The organism is Halomonas sp. hl-4, assembly GCF_900215475.1.
Classification (GTDB): Bacteria; Pseudomonadota; Gammaproteobacteria; order Pseudomonadales; family Halomonadaceae; genus Vreelandella.
The window spans coordinates 766,502-783,065 of record NZ_LT907845.1; the positions used below are offsets into that span (position 1 = coordinate 766,502).

Annotated in this window: 13 protein-coding genes; 5 read left to right on the forward strand and 8 right to left on the reverse strand. The window is 54.9% G+C overall.

What is annotated here, in order from left to right; translation table 11 throughout:
• Positions 1 to 14: 14 nt before the first annotated feature.
• Positions 15 to 671 (reverse strand): tRNA-(ms[2]io[6]A)-hydroxylase, encoded by a 657-nt coding sequence (locus CPH17_RS03790; protein WP_074396245.1) that lies wholly within the window; start codon positions 669 to 671, stop codon positions 15 to 17.
• A 420-nt stretch (positions 672 to 1,091) separates the two neighbouring features.
• Here CPH17_RS03790 and acnB point away from each other — a divergent pair, with 420 nt between their 5' ends.
• The 3 genes from acnB to CPH17_RS03805 all read left to right on the forward strand — a co-directional run bounded on the left by acnB (position 1,092) and on the right by CPH17_RS03805 (position 6,303).
• Positions 1,092 to 3,695 (forward strand): bifunctional aconitate hydratase 2/2-methylisocitrate dehydratase, encoded by a 2,604-nt coding sequence (gene acnB, locus CPH17_RS03795; RefSeq protein WP_074396244.1) that lies wholly within the window; start codon positions 1,092 to 1,094, stop codon positions 3,693 to 3,695.
• Between the two features lie 160 nt (positions 3,696 to 3,855).
• Positions 3,856 to 4,347: a ribonuclease E activity regulator RraA gene (gene rraA, locus CPH17_RS03800; protein ID WP_074396243.1), complete on the forward strand. Its 492-nt coding sequence runs from the start codon at positions 3,856 to 3,858 to the stop codon at positions 4,345 to 4,347.
• 69 nt (positions 4,348 to 4,416) lie between these two features.
• On the forward strand, positions 4,417 to 6,303 hold the full coding sequence (locus tag CPH17_RS03805) for a glycerophosphodiester phosphodiesterase family protein (protein ID WP_096300890.1): 1,887 nt from the start codon (positions 4,417 to 4,419) through the stop codon (positions 6,301 to 6,303).
• Between the two features lie 2 nt (positions 6,304 to 6,305).
• On the opposite strand, the gene ggt is transcribed toward CPH17_RS03805, so the two are convergent.
• The gene (gene ggt, locus CPH17_RS03810; protein WP_074398485.1) at positions 6,306 to 8,096 is read right to left on the reverse strand and encodes a gamma-glutamyltransferase; all 1,791 of its coding nucleotides are present in this window, start codon (positions 8,094 to 8,096) and stop codon (positions 6,306 to 6,308) included.
• Positions 8,097 to 8,205: 109 nt separating this feature from the next.
• Positions 8,206 to 10,581, reverse strand: coding sequence for a phosphoenolpyruvate synthase (ppsA, locus tag CPH17_RS03815; protein ID WP_074396242.1), 2,376 nt, complete (start codon positions 10,579 to 10,581; stop codon positions 8,206 to 8,208).
• 227 nt (positions 10,582 to 10,808) lie between these two features.
• On the opposite strand from ppsA, the gene ppsR reads away from it, so the two are divergent.
• Entirely contained in the window at positions 10,809 to 11,642 is an 834-nt protein-coding gene (gene ppsR, locus CPH17_RS03820) for a posphoenolpyruvate synthetase regulatory kinase/phosphorylase PpsR (RefSeq protein WP_074396241.1), read from the forward strand.
• Between the two features lie 17 nt (positions 11,643 to 11,659).
• On the opposite strand, the gene CPH17_RS03825 is transcribed toward ppsR, so the two are convergent.
• Genes CPH17_RS03825 through CPH17_RS03840 form a run of 4 tightly spaced genes read right to left on the reverse strand, consistent with a single transcriptional unit; the run spans position 11,660 to position 14,533 of the window.
• On the reverse strand, positions 11,660 to 12,238 hold the full coding sequence (locus tag CPH17_RS03825) for a hypoxanthine-guanine phosphoribosyltransferase (RefSeq protein ID WP_074396240.1): 579 nt from the start codon (positions 12,236 to 12,238) through the stop codon (positions 11,660 to 11,662).
• Between the two features lie 32 nt (positions 12,239 to 12,270).
• Complete coding sequence (gene nagZ, locus CPH17_RS03830; RefSeq protein WP_096298301.1) at positions 12,271 to 13,296, reverse strand: beta-N-acetylhexosaminidase; 1,026 nt, start codon at positions 13,294 to 13,296, stop codon at positions 12,271 to 12,273.
• A gap of 57 nt (positions 13,297 to 13,353) precedes the next feature.
• Positions 13,354 to 13,878, reverse strand: coding sequence for a L,D-transpeptidase (locus tag CPH17_RS03835; protein ID WP_074396238.1), 525 nt, complete (start codon positions 13,876 to 13,878; stop codon positions 13,354 to 13,356).
• Positions 13,856 to 14,533, reverse strand: a complete 678-nt coding sequence (locus CPH17_RS03840; RefSeq protein ID WP_074396237.1) for a TetR/AcrR family transcriptional regulator — start codon at positions 14,531 to 14,533, stop codon at positions 13,856 to 13,858. The genes CPH17_RS03835 and CPH17_RS03840 overlap by 23 nt, the downstream gene beginning before the upstream one ends.
• Before the next feature lie 256 nt (positions 14,534 to 14,789).
• Here CPH17_RS03840 and lexA point away from each other — a divergent pair, with 256 nt between their 5' ends.
• Positions 14,790 to 15,452 (forward strand): transcriptional repressor LexA, encoded by a 663-nt coding sequence (gene lexA / locus CPH17_RS03845; protein ID WP_096298303.1) that lies wholly within the window; start codon positions 14,790 to 14,792, stop codon positions 15,450 to 15,452.
• Positions 15,453 to 15,454: 2 nt separating this feature from the next.
• Here the strand turns inward: lexA and purU are convergent, their stop codons facing one another.
• Positions 15,455 to 16,309, reverse strand: a complete 855-nt coding sequence (gene purU, locus CPH17_RS03850; RefSeq protein WP_074396235.1) for a formyltetrahydrofolate deformylase — start codon at positions 16,307 to 16,309, stop codon at positions 15,455 to 15,457.
• Between the last annotated feature and the right edge of the window lie 255 nt (positions 16,310 to 16,564).

Consider the following 16,564-nt stretch of genomic DNA (forward strand, 5'->3'; position numbering starts at 1 on the left):
GGACGAACGGCGATTTACGCTGGCACGCCGCTATGAAAACGGAAAGCCGAATCCGGCGAAGTAATTAAGTCTGCTTCACATGCGACAAAAAAAGCGATTCGTTCATCAATCGATTGGTCGGTCTGCTGTCGAGCAAGTAACAAATAGTCTTCGAAATGGCGGCCTTCTGACTTGACGAGAGTGCGGTAAAACTTTGCCAACTCTTCGTCAAGATAAGGAATTAAGCACGCAAAACGCTCACAGCTCCGCGCTTCAATAAGCGCGCCAATAATCAGCACATCAATTAATCGCTCAGGATCCTGAGGGCGAATATGGCGACGTAATCCCTCTGCATAACGTGAAGCGGTCAAATGCCGGTATACGACGCCACGGCTCTCCATCAGTGCCACTACCTGCTCAAAATGCAGGAGTTCTTCACGCGCTAACTGTGACATCTTGCTCAATAGAAGCGGTTGATTCACATAACGATAGAGAAGACTCATCGCCGTGGAGGCCGCCTTTTTTTCGCATTGGGCATGATCAATGAGCAAAATCTCAGGGTTATCCAATGCCCACATCAGCCAAGCGTTTGGCGTTGGACAGGCCAAAAAACTGTGCAGGCTGTCGGGCAGCAAATCATCAGCGATGAGCGAATGATTGGCCTTGTTACCAGAGATTACTTGTATAGACATAACACCGTCGCCAAATGGTTATCAAACTATTGTACAACACTAGAACGCCTTGGGTAATGCGAACATTGCATTAAATTCGCCTTATCAGCGTATCAGGAGGCCATCAGCCCTCCCAGTAGTAACGCGGTGTTACGAGAATCACACTTTAAGCAACCTCTGTCGATAGTTTGTGGTTTTCCGCAAGTAAAGCATGCCAGAACGTTTGGTCCAAGCAGGCTTTGTATGCCTTGCACGCTTTTATCATCACAAAGTACAACGCCTTGACGACGGACTCACCTTAACATTGTCGACAGTTTCACGTAGAATTGCCGCCATCCAACCAGCGCTGTTTGTCAAGCGCATGTCAGTGTCCGGCGGCCTCGTGCAGCGTATTGCCCACCTACCGCCGCCACCATAAAAGCAGATGAGAGGGCCCCCAACGTGCTTGAAGCTTACCGCCAACATGTCGAGGAACGCGCCGCAGAGGGCATCCCAGCCAAGCCCCTGAACGCCGAGCAAACCGCAGCTTTGATTGAGCTACTAAAAACACCCCCGGCCGGCGAAGAGGAATTCATACTCGAGTTAATCACCAACCGCGTTCCTCCCGGCGTTGATGAAGCCGCTTACGTAAAAGCGGGCTTTTTAACCGCTATCGCCAAAGGCGAAGCCACATCCCCCCTCATTGATAAAGTGCACGCGGTTAAGCTGCTGGGCACCATGCAGGGTGGTTACAACATCGTCTCGCTGGTCGAGTTGCTTGACGACCAGGAACTTGCCCGGGAAGTCGGTGAACAACTCAAACATACGCTATTAATGTTCGATGCATTCCACGATGTTGAGCAGCGAGCGAAAGCAGGCAATACCGTCGCCAAAGACGTTATTCAATCCTGGGCGGATGCCGAGTGGTTCCTCTCCAAACCGGCACTGGAAGAAAAAATCACGTTAACGGTATTTAAGGTGCCTGGCGAAACCAATACCGACGACCTGTCACCCGCTCCAGATGCTTGGTCACGTCCTGATATTCCGCTGCATGCCAATGCCATGCTGAAAAACGAGCGCGAAGGCATTGAGCCAGTAACCCCAGGCACTACCGGACCACTCAAGCAAATTGAGGAGGTGAAAGCTAAAGGCTTCCCCGTGGCTTACGTCGGCGACGTCGTGGGCACTGGCTCCTCGCGCAAATCGGCAACCAACTCTGTGCTGTGGTTCTTTGGCGATGACATGCCTTATGTACCCAACAAGCGCGCTGGCGGTTTCTGTTTTGGCGCCAAAATCGCCCCGATCTTCTTTAACACCATGGAAGATTCCGGCGCACTGCCGGTAGAGATGGATGTCGAAAAACTTGCCATGGGCGACGTTATCGATGTCTATCCTTATGAAGGCAAGGTTTGTAAGCACGACACCGACGAAGTACTCACAACCTTCGAACTAAAAACACAGCTAATTCTCGATGAAGTACGCGCTGGCGGCCGAATCCCATTGATTATTGGCCGTGGCTTGACCGGCAAGGCGCGTGATTCCCTGGGCCTTGCTCCATCCGATGTATTCCGTCTTCCCGAGCAGCCTCACGACACTGGCAAAGGCTTCACTCTGGCACAGAAAATGGTCGGCAAGGCTTGCGGCCTTGAGGGTGTTCGCCCCGGTATGTATTGCGAGCCTAAAATGACCACGGTCGGCTCTCAGGATACCACCGGCCCCATGACCCGTGACGAACTGAAAGACTTGGCATGCCTTGGGTTCCAGGCCGACCTGGTAATGCAGTCGTTCTGCCATACTGCCGCTTATCCGAAACCAGTAGACGTGGACACCCACCACACCCTGCCCGACTTTATTATGAATCGCGGCGGCGTATCACTCCGCCCGGGCGACGGCATCATCCATAGTTGGCTCAACCGTATGCTGCTGCCAGATACGGTCGGCACCGGCGGCGACTCTCACACCCGTTTCCCGCTGGGCATTTCGTTCCCTGCCGGCTCTGGCTTGGTCGCGTTCGCCGCGGCAACGGGCGTTATGCCGCTCGACATGCCGGAATCTGTGCTTGTGCGCTTCAAGGGCAAGCGACAGCCGGGCGTGACACTGCGCGATCTGGTTCACGCCATTCCGCTCTATGCCATCAAGCAGGGCCTGCTCACCGTCGAGAAGTCCGGCAAGAAAAATGCCTTCTCAGGACGCGTACTGGAAATTGAAGGCCTGGAAGATCTGACCGTCGAACAGGCCTTTGAGCTTTCCGATGCTTCCGCAGAGCGCTCAGCCGCAGGCTGCACCATCACGCTTTCAGACGAAAGTGTGACCGAATACCTCAAGTCCAACATTACGCTGCTTAAGTGGATGATGGCTAACGGATACGGCGACGAGCGCACTATCAGTCGCCGCATCGAAGGCATGGAAGCGTGGCTGGCCGACCCGAAACTTATGCGCGCCGACCAGGACGCTGAGTACGCGGAAATTATTGAGATCGATCTCGACGAAATCAAAGAGCCGGTGCTGTGCGCGCCGAATGACCCCGACGATGCCCGCTTGCTTTCAGACGTTGCCGGCACGAAAATCGACGAAGTATTTATCGGTTCGTGCATGACCAACATTGGCCACTTCCGCGCCGCAGGCAAGTTACTTGAGAAGCAACCTGCCGGCAGCCTCAAAACCCGCTTATGGTTAGCACCGCCGACCAAAATGGATCAGCACCAGCTTACCGAAGAAGGTTACTATGGGATTTATGGCCGTGCAGGCGCACGCATGGAAATGCCCGGCTGCTCACTGTGCATGGGCAACCAAGCACGTGTAGCGGCCAAGAGTACCGTCGTTTCCACCTCAACGCGGAACTTCCCCAACCGCCTTGGCGACGGCGCTAATGTGTATCTGGCGTCCGCAGAACTGGCCGCCGTTGCCGCTGTTGAAGGGCGTCTGCCTACGGTCGACGAATATCGCCGCTACATGGGCGAATTTGACGCCATGGCGGGCGAAATCTATCGTTACATGAACTTTCACGAAATTGAGGAGTACCAGAAGGTTGCCTCAAACGTGATTCCGGTGGCTCAAGAAGCTTAGGCTTTATCGTCACCGCTCCATCGCCGATGCTCGCACCATCACAAAAGAGTTACGTACTCTTTTGAGTCGATGAACGAACGCCCCGCCACTGTTTTCTTCAGGGCGGGGCGTTTTTTTAAACTCATCATTGACGCAGGCTCAACACTGACAGGAATACCCCATGACGACGATTATCACCCCCGATATCTGCGATGCCTTTCCCAGCGTTCAGGTACTTGAACCTATTTTCGCCAACTATGGCGGTGTAGATGCATTCCACGGCCCCGTTCGCACGGTCAAATGCTTTGAAGATAATTCGTTGGTTAAACAGGCAGTCGCCGAACCCGGTGACGGTGCCATATTGGTGGTCGATGCAGGTGGCTCCCCTCGCTGCGCTATGCTTGGCGATATGCTGGCTGAACAAGCCGTTGAAAATGGCTGGGCTGGCGTCGTAATGTACGGCTGCGTGCGCGACGTGGACATCCTCGCTACGCTTGCGCTCGGCATTCAAGCGCTTGGCAGTCACCCGCGCAAAAGTGAAAAACGTGGAGAGGGGCAACGCGATGTGGCCGTTACTTTCGCAGGTGTCACTATCACGCCAAGCGACTGGCTTTACGCAGACAACAACGGCATCCTGATTGCTGACCATGCGCTAGCGCTTGATCGAGTATAAAGCACCTCCCTTGCCAGGGGTGGCGGTTGCTGCCACCCTAACCCTTCATATCATGACGTTATTGTGACCATGCAGCCTCTAACCCAGTTGGGCTCAGCACTTGTTCGCACGTTACGCGATCATTTGCGCCCACTTATTGCGTTTCATTTATTTTTCACCCTCCTTGCGTCAGCTCTCCTACTGCCCACCATTGCCTGGGTAGTGCGTGCCTTACTCGCGCAGCTACAACGCAGCGTGGTCACCAACAATGAACTCGTGACACTGGTATTTAGCCCTCTTGGGCTATTGGGTATGCTGATAGGCATTGGGCTGTTTTTTGTAGTGATTTATTGGCAACAAGCCGGCATGCTCCAAGTCGCTATACGCCCCCGAGATAACCACTACCGCCTCGCCTTTGAGGCTCTTTGGCTCAGTAGTCGCCGCTTGCCTGCACTCAGTGGTTTGGTGGTTTTACAAGTCGGCAGCCATCTTTTATTGCTCACCCCATTTATGGTGGCCCTGGCCTGGCTATATGATATATGGCTGAGCGGCATTGATACCTATTACTTACAGCGCGTTAAACCACCCTCTCTATGGTACTTTCTCGCCTGTGCAGTCCCCTTGCTACTCCTCTGGATGGGCTTGGCGGCCAAACTCTATTTACGCTGGCTATTGGCACTTCCCTTAGTGGCGCTGGAGCGCTACTCGCCCTGGCAGGCGCTACGCCGCAGTGTTGTGCTTACCCGCGGTTGGCACGGCTCCATTGGAGGTGCTGTTCTTTTGGTGCTGGTGCTAATTATTGCCCTACCGCTTGCCACCACACTGTTATTCGACCACCTATTCACCCCAATTTCATGGTGGTTACCCGAGCATACCGCCATCCTGGTTCCTGCCATGCTGGGCTATTTAACCAGCTATGTGCTGATTACCTTGGCGGTCACTTTTGTGGGCATCGCCGCCAATGCGCTGCTATCCGCCTGTCTGTATCTGCAACTGGTGCATCGCGAAGCGCGCCCCGCGCCTCCGCCAGCCGACGCCCACCCTGGGCGCCTGGCATGGGCAGTTGAACTCAGCGTACTGGCCTTCGCGGCGCTTCAAGCCTGGTGGATACTGACAAGTTTCGACATTCACGACGACGTAGACGTGATCGCTCACCGAGGCAGTTCAATGGCAGCCCCGGAAAACACCTTGGCGGCATTGGATCAGGCGATTGTGGATGGTGCCGACGCCATTGAAATCGACGTGCGTCTGACGGCCGACCAAGAAGTCATGCTCTATCACGACCGCAACATGGCACGCCTTACCAGTGATCAGCAGGAATTCGGAGACTTAACGCGTGAGGAGCTCAAGCGTTATGACGTCGGCAGCTGGTTTGGCGATGTTTATGAAGGTGAACCCATTCCAGGGCTGGACGATGCGCTCGCACTAGTACGTGGGCGCGCTGACTTGATGATCGAAATAAAACCCTTGCCCGGTCAAGGACAAGCACTCAGCGATGCGGTGGTTCGGGAATTGCAACAGGAAACCGACACGCGCTATCGCTGCTGGGCATCCGCTGGTAGCCCAATAGATGCTTATGCAGAGTGTGGCTACCCGAATGCCATGTACAGCATGCGTATTGCTACCATGTCACCTGGATTACTGACCTTTATCAAACAGCAGGCTCCAGAGCTCAAGGTCACGCTAATCGCACAGCTTATCTTGCCAGGTACATTGGATCGCAGTGCCTTTGACGCACTGGGATTACGTCACAATCGCATCACACCACAGGAAATACGCTTAGCGAGACTCTACGGCTATGAAGTACACGCCTGGACAGTCAACAGCCGAGCGCGTATGTCCACGCTGATTGATTTGGGTGTAGACGCCATCATCACCGATTACCCTAGTCAACTGGTGGAACTGCGTGATGATCGCCGCGCGCTAAGCGACGGCGCGCTGATGTTAGTAAAACTTCGCAACTGGCTGCGTCGTTAAGCTTAATCGCCCATCACCACCCCTTCCCGGCGCGGGTCGGCCCCGCCAAACAGCTCGCCATCCTCTGAGCGCATGATGGCCTGTAGACCGCTGGTTAGTTCACGCTCGCTGATGTTATGCCCCCGCTCTCTAAGTGCCTCAAGGGTCGCCTCAGGAAAACGCCCTTCCTCTACCCACACATCGTCTCCAAGGGTAACTGCATGGGGCAGGTTTAACGCTGTTTGTGCGTTCATTCCCCAGTCGCGAAGTGCCATCAGCGTGCGCGCCGTATAATGAATGATGGCCGCACCACCGGGGGAGCCGAGGCTTCCTATCAAGTCGCCGCTATCATTATCCAAGATCAACGTTGGGCTCATACTGGAACGTGGCCGTTTGCCGGGTTCAACACGATTAGCCACGGGCTCGCCGTCCTGCTCGGGCTCGAAGGCAAAATCCGTAAGCTCATTGTTGAGTAAAAAGCCCCCCGGCAGATCAGTACCGCCATCGGTCATAATTCGCGAGCCAAATGCCTGCTCAATGGTGGTCGTCATGGCAACCGAGTTACCCTCAGCATCGACAATACTGATATGGCTCGTCCCGTATTCGGGCTGAGTTGGCTGCGGTGCCCAACTGGTTTCAATATCACCGGGTTGGCCGGGCTCGGCATCGCTTCCCATGCTCTCTTGACCGATCATCGCGCTGCGTTCGGCAAGGTAGCGTGGCGCCAGCATTGTCGACCAGTCACCGCCGGGGGCATCAACAAAATCCGGATCGCCGATATAGTAGTTACGATCTGCGAAGGCTAAACGCGAAGCTTCTAAAAACTGATGTAGCCAGCCGCTGCTGGTCACGCCGTCATCAAGGGGCGCTTCGAGTAGAGGCTGTTGATCGAGCATGCCTAAAATCTGCATGACCGTAAGATGCCCTGACGAGGGCGGTGGAAAGCCGCACACCTTCCACTGCTGCCAAGGTGTACAAATCGGATCGCGGGTAACGGCTTCGTAGGCGTCAAGGTCCTCAAGTGACAGCTCCCCTGGCCGCTCGGGGTGCTCACTGACTCGGTCAACAATATCTTGAGCTATATCACCCTCATAAAAAGCACTGCTGCCTTCCTCGGCGATGCGTTTTAATATCTCGGCTAAAGCCGGATTTTTGAGGGTCTCGCCTACCTCAATGGGCTCTCCCTCCTGATCATAATAAAAGGCCCGCGCCAGCTCGTTATCGGGCAAGGCATCATCACTGTCTAAGCTAGAGTGGAGCCGCGGGCTCACTTCAAAGCCCTCTTCCGCCAGAGTGATCGCCGGAGTAAATAGCGCTTCCCAGGACAGGCTGCCATGGGCCGCATGCGCCTTTTCCATCAACCGAACAGTACCCGGTACGCCCACGGAACGGCCACTAGCCACCGCCTCCATAAACGCCAATGGCTCGCCATCTTCCATGAACAGTTCGCCGTCCACGGCGCTCGGCGCGGTCTCACGACCATCGTAAGCACGCACGTCCTCGCCATCGTAGTAAAGCAAGAACGCCCCGCCACCCAGGCCGCTGGATTGCGGCTCAACCAGCCCGAGCACCATCTGGACGGCAATAGCCGCGTCGATCGCATTGCCCCCGGCTTTTAATATCTGGTAACCCGCATCGGTGGCCAGCGGATTGGCAGCTGCCACCGCGAAGGAGTCAGCAGACCAGCCAGGCTTTTCCTCATAGCCAGAACCGTCTTCAGGTGAGATGGAGGGCGTTTCATAATCGAAGCCCCAACTATGGAGAGACACTACCAATAGGCCGGGCAGTAACCAGGCAATTTTTTTCGAGGGCATCACGACCGACTCCGCCAATTCGTTCAATCCAACCGCGTTAGATCGCTAGCCTATTAAACCCAAGCGCCCAGCACAATGGCCGGGCGCTTATCAACTAGCCTGCTAATTATTATTCTGCGATGGTTTCGCCAGCCAGCATAAACCAGGTTTCAATCACTGCGTCTGGGTTGAGCGATATTGAATCGATGCCCTGCTCCATCAGCCACTTCGCAAAATCAGGGTGATCAGAAGGCCCCTGGCCGCAGATGCCGACGTATTTGCCCTGGGCTTTACAGGCCTTGATGGCCATCGACAGCAGCTTTTTGACCGCTTCGTTTCGCTCGTCAAAGAGATGCGCCACGATACCGGAGTCGCGATCCAACCCAAGGGTTAGCTGTGTTAGGTCGTTGGAACCAATCGAGAAACCATCGAAATGCTCAAGAAACTCATCCGCAAGCAGCGCGTTGGCGGGTAGTTCGCACATCATAATGACCTTAAGGCCATTATCGCCACGCTTGAGACCGTTGGTCGCCAGCAGTTCGACCACCTCGCGAGCTTCTTCTGTCGTGCGAACGAAAGGCACCATAATTTCAACGTTATCAAGCCCCATTTCTTCTCGCACACGCTTGAGCGCCCGGCACTCAAGCTCAAAGCAGGGACGGAACGCCTCTGAGATATAGCGTGAAGCCCCCCGGAAACCGAGCATCGGATTCTCTTCGCCGGGTTCGTAAAGCTTGCCACCAATCAGGTTTTCGTACTCGTTTGACTTAAAGTCGGAAAGCCGCACGATGACGCGCTGAGGATAATAGGCTGCCGCCAACGTCGAAATACCTTCTACAAGCTTATCAACGTAAAAGCTGACCGGATCGGCATAGCCGGCGGTACGCATATCAATCACCTGCTGCAGATCAGACGGCAGTGTGTCGTACTCCAGCAGCGCTTTGGGATGAACGCCAATCATGCGGTTAATAATGAACTCAAGTCGCGCAAGCCCCACCCCGGCATGAGGAAGACCGGCAAACCCAAACGCGCGGTCCGGGTTACCCACGTTCATCATGATCTTGAAGGGGATCTCGGGCATGGTATCGACGTTAGAAACTTTACAGTCGAAGGCCAGCAGCCCCTCATAAACATGACCGGCATCCCCTTCGGCGCATGACACGGTAACGTCGCTGCCCTCGCTCAATCGCGTGGTGGCATCGCCACAGCCGACGACGGCAGGGATTCCCAGTTCCCGAGCAATAATCGCCGCATGGCAGGTTCTACCCCCACGGTTGGTCACGATGGCTGAAGCGCGCTTCATGATCGGTTCCCAATCAGGGTCGGTCATATCGGTCACTAATACATCGCCATCATGGATTTTATCCATGTCGTCAGGGGTCATGACTATCTTGGCAGTACCACGGCCAATGCGCTGGCCGATCGCGCGGCCGGTGACCAGGGTGCGGCCTTTCTCGCGCAGGTGGAAACGCTCAAGCTTGCCGCCTTCCTGCTGCGACACGACGGTTTCTGGCCGCGCCTGCACAATGTATAGTTCACCATCGTCGCCGTCCAGCGCCCACTCAATGTCCATGGGTCGTTGGTAGTGTTGTTCAATGGTCACGGCTTGTCGCGCCAATGCCATCACCTGTTGATCGTTAATGCAGAAACGCCCACGATCGACTAACGGCACATCGATAGTCTCAACCGATTTACCCGCACTGGCATCTTCGCCATAGACCATTTTGATCAGTTTTGAACCCAGGTTACGCCGAAGTACCGCAGGGCGCCCCGCCGCCAGGGTCGGCTTGTGAACATAGAATTCATCTGGGTTAACGGCCCCTTGCACAACGGTTTCGCCTAACCCCCAAGACGCTGTAACGAATACCGCATCGCGGAAACCCGACTCGGTGTCCAACGTAAACATGACGCCCGACGCGCCGGTTTCAGAGCGCACCATTTTTTGCACGCCCGCCGACAGCGCAACATTCTCATGCGCATACCCACGATGAACCCGGTAAGAAATCGCTCGGTCATTAAACAGTGACGCAAAGACTTCGTGGACAGCACGCTTGATATTGTCAAACCCCTCGATATTGAGGAAGGTTTCCTGTTGTCCAGCGAAGGAGGCATCGGGCAAGTCTTCAGCGGTGGCCGAGCTGCGCACCGCGGCTTTTAACGCAGGATGACGCTGCTGAAGCGTCTCGTACGCAGCGCGCAGTTCGTTTTCAAAGGTGGGGGGTAACGGCGTATCAATGACCCACTGGCGTATCATTTTGCCCGCTTCAGCCAGCGCCTTAACGTCATCAACGTCGAGACGCGCCAGGGTCTGGTTGATACGCTCATTGAGTCCCTCATGGGCAAGAAATTCGCGGTAGGCGTGAGCCGTCGTCGCGAACCCGCTGGGAACGGTAACCCCTGCCCCGGATAAATTGGAGATCATTTCGCCAAGCGAGGCATTTTTACCACCCACGCGTTCGACGTCGGCCATGCCCAGTTGATCGAACCATAGAATGTAATTGTTCACGCAACCCCCTCGCTCAATAGGCCAGCGGTCATGTCAACCGCTGAAGATGAATGCGCTCACCCTAGCACCGCCTCTGCGTATTCGCCATTAGTCTAATAGCGAAGAGAGTGGAGGATTTTTACAACAGGTGGCATTTTTGAGCGTTTGTTGTAGTCACCGATCAAGCACAGTTGTGCCCAACGCTATCCCAGCACACAATATGCGCAACGTTACGGGGAGCGAATACCATGCAGCGCACGGCTTTTTTTATTTCGGACGGGACCGGCATTACCGCCGAGAGTCTGGGCAGGAGCCTTTTAGCCCAATTCAGTGATGTCGAGATCAATATGCAAACCAAGCCTTATATCGACACCGTGGAAAAAGCTAAGGCCTTAGCTCAGATCATCGACGCCACGGCGGTCCACGACGGCCAAAGGCCAATTATTATCGATACGATTGTCGACCAACAAATCCGCGACGTGATTCGTCAAGCCTCCGGCTTCAAGGTAGATATTTTCTCTACGTTTCTTGAACCTCTGGAGCAGGAACTCGCCACCCATTCGTCCTATAGCGTGGGGCGAACGCACTCGATTGGTAGCGACGACGTCTACATGGATCGCATTCACTCAGTGCATTTCGCGTTGGATAACGACGATGGGGCGCGCACCCATCAGTACGATAAAGCCGATATCATCCTGGTAGGCGTATCGCGCTGCGGCAAAACACCTACCTCGCTCTATCTGGCCTTACAGTTTGGTATTCGCGCCGCCAACTACCCGCTTACAGAAGACGACCTGGATGAAGATGGGATGCTAAAACTGCCCAAGGCACTCGCACCCCACAGGCACAAATTATTTGGCCTAACGATTGACGCACGGCGTCTGGCGGCGATCCGCAACGAGCGCCGACCTAATAGTCGGTATAGCTCGATGGATCAATGTATGCAGGAAATTGAGCAGGCCGAAGCGTTGTATCGACGACTGCATGTGCCTTACATCGATGCCACTCGTTTCTCAGTGGAAGAGATATCCACTCGCATGATTGCCGAAACCGGGTTAGCGCGGCGTTTTTCGCCCCGCTAACCCCGGAAATCGCAGGCTCACATGCCCTTGGGTGCAAAAATCCCTGGGGCATTACGCCAGTAGCCTTTGTAGTCCATGCCAAAACCAAACACGTAACGGTCGGCAACTTCCAGACTGCAATAGTCCGCTTTTAAACCAGGGACTGCTTTTCGGTCATGACGCTTATCGACCAGCACCGCCGTGGTAATACTGGCCGCTTGCGCTTCCTGACAGTAATTCAGAATCGCAGCCAATGTCGTCCCTTCATCTAGAATGTCATCGACGATGACCACGTGCCGTCCGGCCATGGGGATTTCCGGCGACACCCGCCAGAACAGCTCACCACCGCGGGTTTCATTGCGGTAGCGCGTGGCATGTAAGTAATCCACCTCAAGGGGAAACCCCAGTCGGGTTAACAAGTGACCAGTGGTAATCAACCCGCCATTCATGACGCAATAAAAAACCGGCAGTTTATCGCCTAGATCGTCGCTGATCTGTTCGGCCATACGGTCCAGCGCCTGCTCCACCTGCTGCTGGGAAATCAAACAGTCGGCGTTGTCCATTAGCTCGCGCATGGAGTCGAGCGACGCGAGCGCTTCTTTATCTAGCTTTGCCATTAAAATTCCAACCTGCTGGGTAAAAACGGTCTTTAATTGCCAGTTGACAGGGTCGCCATTGCCTCAAGCTGGGCATGCGTGCGACGCCAGCGGCTGAGCGCGGGCAATGCATCCAAGTCTGGCCGAGCACGCTTATAGCGAAGTTTTCCAGGCCGGACGGACTGGGGTGCGGGGACGGCGGACACCACTTCAAGCGCCGCATTACGATCATTGCATACCAGCAACATATCGCAACCCGCTGCCAACGCAGCCGCCGCACGTTCGCGTGGCCCCCCGGCTTGATGAGCACCAGCCATGCTCAAGTCATCTGAAAAGATGCAACCTCTAAACTCCAGCGACTGGCGAAGCATGCCAAGCCAGCTAGGCGAAAAACCAGCGGGTCGCGAGTCAAAGGCCGAGTACACAATATGCGCGGGCATGGCTCCATCGAGCTTTTTCGCCAGAGCGCTAAAGGGAATCAGATCGTGTTGTTTCAGGGCTTCAAACGAGCGATCGTCAATCGGCAGCGCAAGATGCGAATCCGCCGCCACGCCGCCATGCCCTGGGAAATGCTTGCCAACCGCCGCCATACCGGCGTCATGAAGCCCCGCCACTAACGCCCCGCCCAATTCGCTGACTTGCTCGGGCTCAGGGCCAAAGCTGCGATCACCAATCATGCTGGACAATCCGCTGTCAACGTCCAGCACGGGGGCAAAACTAATATCCAAGCCGCAGGCGGCCATCTCCATGCCCAGTAGCCACCCAACATCCTGGGTAAAGGCAAGCGCCGCCGCGCGATCCTGCTGATAATACTCACCGAGACGCGCCATCGGCGGCAGGCGCGTCAATCCTTCCTTGATGCGCTGAACGCGACCGCCCTCCTGGTCCACTGCCAACAACAAATCAGGCCGTAACTTGCGCAACTCGCCACACAATCGACGTACCTGATAGGCGTCTTCGACATTGCGCGAAAATAGGATGACGCCTCCCACCGCGGGCGTTTTCAGCAACTGCCGGTCTGCAGCGGTCAACGTGGTCCCCTCAAGGTCCAACATGACCGAGCCTAATGGATGTGTCATAGCGGGATGTCCAAAAAAAGCGCCAATACTAGACGATGATTAGCGTGAATCCAACGATCAATGCCTGTCGTGAAGCCAGACAGGCGTTCCGGGTGGGGCCTGTTCAAAGAGCCAAAGGAGGTCGTCATTACGCAAACGCACACAACCATGCGAGGCTGGCTGGCCCATTGGTTGATCCGGCGGCGTACCGTGCAGATAAATATAACGACGCTGCGAATCCACCAGGCCGCCACGGTTTAACCCCGATTCAAGTCCACATAGCCATAGAATGCGCGTCAGAATCCAATCTCGCTCAGGGAACTCAGCAGCCATCTCAGTGTTAAACACTTCCCCCGTCCAGCGACGGCCTTTAAACACGGCGTTTTCCGGGGCATTACCGCCAATCGCGGCGCGAATATAGTGCCAGCCAATAGGCGTTTTCCCACTCCCGTCTTGACACCCAACGCCGGCACGCCCGGTGGAAATATTACACTCATAGCGACATACATCGCCTTGCCAGGCACGTAACTGCTGTGCCTGAATGGCAATTTCGAGCCATAACGCCTGGCGGGGAGGCAACTCAATGAGCGACGGTGTCTGCATGATTCTCAATGTCTTTCTCGTCAGGTAGCGGCGCGTTCATTGCCGCCACCACCACCGGTCGAAGGCGGCGAACCAAGTCGCGCACCGTGACGTGCTGGTGGTAATCCTTTTCAGCAATATCGCGCAGCGCATCCAGTCCCGAAAGCGTAAAGATGACGGTACCTAACATAAAGTGTAGCCGCCAAAAGCGCTCGGCGTCCGGCAAATCAGGAGTGGCGCGGCGCACTAAATCAGTGAATCGGCTAAAGACATCCCCGTATTCTTGCTGAATGTAGCGGCGCAAATGGCCCTGGGCTTGGCTGTACGCAAGGCCAAGCAAACGCATAAAGACTTTTAGGCTATTGCGCTCAGCGGGCACCGTCAGCACGGTTGTCGCCATGGTTTCGAGCAGCACCTCAAGGGGAATATCGCGCCCTTCATAGCGAGCTTCAAGATCGTCTAGAGCACTATGAAAACGCTGCGAAAACGGATCCAGATAACGCGCGAATACCGCCTGAATAAGCGCTTTTTTAGAGCCAAAGTGATAATTCACCGCGGCCAAGTTGACTCGCGCCTTACTGGTAATATTGCGTAAGGACGTCTCGGCAAAACCACGCTCTGCAAAGAGCACTTCCGCAGTATCTAGAATGCGCGTCACCGTATCCGATTGAGCCATGCTGCTCTCCATAAAAACGGTCCATAAAAACGGCTGTTTTAAACAAACTAGGATACTACGTTATCGCTAGATAGCTCTCAACGTTTACCTGGCGATAAAAGACGCACCTGTAGCGCAACCGCATCTCCTTATACATCAGGTTGTTAGCCAGACTAACTCAAAGATATACTGGACAGGGAAACATACTGTATACTTAACCACATAGCCAAAAGGTAAACAGACGCTGTCTTGCCCACTTATTCAATTGGAGGCTGGTATGTCGCGGCCGTTAACTGTTCGTCAACAAAATGTCTTCGACTTTATTGTCAAAACCATGGCCGAGCTTGGCTATCCGCCTACCCGGGCCGAAATCGCCAAAGCGCTAGGGTTTCGCTCGCCCAATGCGGCAGAAGAGCATTTGCGGGCACTTGAGCGCAAGGGCGTCATACGCATCATCCGCAACACATCCCGCGGTATCCGCTTACCCAACCAGGAGCCCCAGGAGACGCTTGATACCCAACCATCAGCAACGGATCAGGCGACGGGTTTACCTATTATTGGCGAAGTCGCGGCAGGCAGTCCTATCCTGGCCGCCGAGCACATTGACCGCTACTGCCCCTTACCCGCCGACTACTTCACGCCCAAAGCGGACTATTTGTTACGTGTGCGCGGGCTTTCAATGCAAAACATCGGCATTCTGGAAGGCGACCTGCTCGCTGTACACCGTACCCAGCACATTCGGGATGGGCAAATTGTCGTTGCCCGCCTGGAAGATGAAGTGACCGTTAAGCGTTTTAAACGCGAAGGCCATCACGTCACTTTAATCGCGGAAAACACCGACTTTGCCCCGATCGAGATCGACCTACGTAGCCAGCCACTCGAAATCGAAGGTGTGGGCGTCGGCGTTATCCGCGGTGGCAATGGCCAAGCGCTTGGCTAACGCTAGCTAAACACGATGGTTTTATTACCGTGCACCAGCACGCGGTCTTCCAAGTGCCAACGAAGACCTCGTGCTAGCACGGCTTTTTCCACGTCACGCCCAAAGCGCACCAGAGCCGTCGGTGTATGACAGTGACTGACCCGGTGGATGTCTTGCTCAATGATAGGTCCCGCATCCAGCTCTTGGGTAACGTAATGGCAAGTTGCGCCTATTAGCTTTACACCGCGCTCATAGGCTTGGTGATACGGCTTGGCACCGGCAAATGAGGGCAGAAAGCTGTGGTGGATATTGATCACCTGCCCCGCATAGCGCTGGCACAACGCTGGCGGCAGAATTTGCATATAGCGGGCCAACACCACGCAGTCTGCTCGCGCTTGGTCAATATGCGCTTGCACTTGCCCAAAGGCCGCTGGTTTATCCTTGGGATCCACGGGAACATGGTGATAGGGAATACCGTACCACTCGGTTAACGACCGCATATCATCATGATTCGATATCACGCCAACAATATCGCAATCAAGCTCACCTACCTGCCAGCGGTAGAGTAAATCAACCAAACAATGTGATTCTCGCGATACCATCAACACGACCCGCCGACGCTTCTGGGTATCGACCAACGCCCACTGCATATCAAACTGCGCAGCCACAGGTTCAAAGGCCGAACGTAACGCTTCCGCCGACATACCCAATGAATCCGCTAATATTTCGTAGCGCATAAAAAAACGCCCGGTTTGCAGATCAGAATGCTGACTAGCCTCAGTAATAGACCCGCCTTGCGCGGCAATAAAACTCGATACTTCCGCCACAATTCCCACCTGGTCTGGGCAGGACACCACTAAACGATAAAAATGCGACATAGTCATTACTCTTAACGGTTTACCACGCGGCTATTGTCATGGCCGTCCATGGGCATTCAACAAACGTCTAGTGTACCCAATGCGACGCCCGCAATCATCGACTGTCACGGCGATGATTGTTAGCCGACCGCCGCTTACCGTATAGTTGAGGAATTATTTTTTAGGCTTTATTACTCTGATGCATCCACCGCGCGCTCATATTCGTCCCCGTCGTCGCCCCCCATTGCGCATCTTGCCGTTAGGCGGTTGTGGGGA

What these genes read in the sequence shown, in the direction of transcription:
- CPH17_RS03790 (WP_074396245.1), bottom strand. Translation starts at nt 671, where the DNA reads ATGTCTATACAAGTAATCTCTGGTAACAAGGCCAATCATTCGCTCATC.
- rraA (WP_074396243.1), top strand. Translation starts at nt 3,856, where the DNA reads ATGACGACGATTATCACCCCCGATATCTGCGATGCCTTTCCCAGCGTT.
- CPH17_RS03805 (WP_096300890.1), top strand. Translation starts at nt 4,417, where the DNA reads ATGCAGCCTCTAACCCAGTTGGGCTCAGCACTTGTTCGCACGTTACGC.
- ggt (WP_074398485.1), bottom strand. Translation starts at nt 8,096, where the DNA reads ATGCCCTCGAAAAAAATTGCCTGGTTACTGCCCGGCCTATTGGTAGTG.
- ppsR (WP_074396241.1), top strand. Translation starts at nt 10,809, where the DNA reads ATGCAGCGCACGGCTTTTTTTATTTCGGACGGGACCGGCATTACCGCC.
- CPH17_RS03825 (WP_074396240.1), bottom strand. Translation starts at nt 12,238, where the DNA reads ATGGCAAAGCTAGATAAAGAAGCGCTCGCGTCGCTCGACTCCATGCGC.
- nagZ (WP_096298301.1), bottom strand. Translation starts at nt 13,296, where the DNA reads ATGACACATCCATTAGGCTCGGTCATGTTGGACCTTGAGGGGACCACG.
- CPH17_RS03835 (WP_074396238.1), bottom strand. Translation starts at nt 13,878, where the DNA reads ATGCAGACACCGTCGCTCATTGAGTTGCCTCCCCGCCAGGCGTTATGG.
- CPH17_RS03840 (WP_074396237.1), bottom strand. Translation starts at nt 14,533, where the DNA reads ATGGCTCAATCGGATACGGTGACGCGCATTCTAGATACTGCGGAAGTG.
- lexA (WP_096298303.1), top strand. Translation starts at nt 14,790, where the DNA reads ATGTCGCGGCCGTTAACTGTTCGTCAACAAAATGTCTTCGACTTTATT.
- purU (WP_074396235.1), bottom strand. Translation starts at nt 16,309, where the DNA reads ATGTCGCATTTTTATCGTTTAGTGGTGTCCTGCCCAGACCAGGTGGGA.